Genomic DNA, 1,478 nt, shown 5'->3' on the forward strand with positions numbered 1-1,478 from the left:
GCCGAGCACATCACCAACCTCGGCGAAGCCGCCGAGTACATGTTCGACCACACGATCTTCCAGGACAACCTCGTCTTCGTCGACTTCTGCGAAGCCATGGTCAAAGCCACCAACCCCACCGTCCTGGCCCGCGCCGAACGCACCGAAGCCCCCCGCGGGCACCTCCACGGCTACCGCACCATCGCCGACATCATGCGCGCCTTCAACCCCTTCGAAGGCGAGATCTACAAACAGGCCCTGAAAATGTCCCGCGTCACCCGGGAAATGTTCTGCCTGATGGAGGGACGCCACGTCCACCCCTCCACCCTCTATCCCGGCGGCGTCGGCACCATGCCCCAGCCCACCGTCTTCACCGACTACCTCGCCCGCCTCATGCGCGTCATCGACTTCGTCAAACAAGCCGTCGCCCTCAACGACGACGTCTTCGACTTCTTCTACCAGGCCCTGCCCGGCTACGAAGAAGTCGGCCGCCGCCGCATCCTCCTCGCCTGCTGGGGCGCCTTCCAGAACCCCGACATCGTCGACTACCGCTACGAGACGATGAACCACTGGGGCAAAGCCATGTACGTCACCCCCGGCATCATCGTCGACGGCCAACTCGTCACCAACAACCTCGTCGACATCAACCTCGGCCTGCGCATCCTCCTGGGCTCCTCCTACTACGACGACTGGACCGCCGAAGAACCCTTCGTCACCCACGACCCCCTCGGCAACCCCGTCGACATCCGCCACCCCTGGAACCAGACCACCCTCCCCCACCCCCAAAAACGCTCCTTCGACCACAACTACAGCTGGGTCATGAGCCCCCGCTGGCACCACCCCGAAACCGGCCAGCACCTCGCCCTCGACACCGGCGGCGGCCCCCTCGCCCGCCTCTGGTCCACCGCCCTCAACGGCATCGTCGACACCCCCTACATCAAAGCCACCGGCCACAGCGTCCGCATCACCCTCCCCCACGGCGAAAAACTCCCCGAAACCACCCTCGAATGGACCATCCCCCAATGGTCCAACACCATCGAACGCGACCGCGCCCGCCCCTACTTCATCGCCTACGCCGCCGCCATGGCCCTCCAATTCCTCGAACAAGCCCAAACCCTCGTCCGCGCCGGCGAAACCAAAGTCTTCGAAAACTTCCAGGTCCCCGACGAAGCCATCGGCTGCGGCTTCCACGAAGCCGTCCGCGGCGTCCTCTCCCACCACCTCGTCATCAAGGACCAGAAAATCGCCAACTACCACCCCTACCCACCCACCCCCTGGAACGCCAGCCCCCGCGACCCCTACGGCACACCCGGACCCTACGAAGACGCCGTCCAAGGACAACCCATCTTCGAAGAGAACGACCCCGACACCTTCAAAGGCGTCGACATCATGCGCACCGTCCGCAGCTTCGACCCCTGCCTCCCCTGCGGCGTCCACATGTACCTCGGCAACGGCAAAACCCTCACCACCACCCACACCCCCACCTACGGAACCGACCA

Annotated in this window: 1 protein-coding gene; it reads left to right on the plus strand. The window is 64.7% G+C overall.

Going from position 1 to position 1,478, the window contains the following annotated elements; all coding sequences use genetic code 11:
- On the plus strand, positions 1–1,478 hold a 1,478-nt coding region (locus ACIP4X_RS35750; RefSeq protein ID WP_391460489.1), incomplete at both ends, for a nickel-dependent hydrogenase large subunit.

Origin of the sequence: Streptomyces sp. NPDC088817 (assembly GCF_044750345.1) — a bacterium.
Lineage (GTDB): Bacteria > Actinomycetota > Actinomycetes > Streptomycetales > Streptomycetaceae > Streptomyces.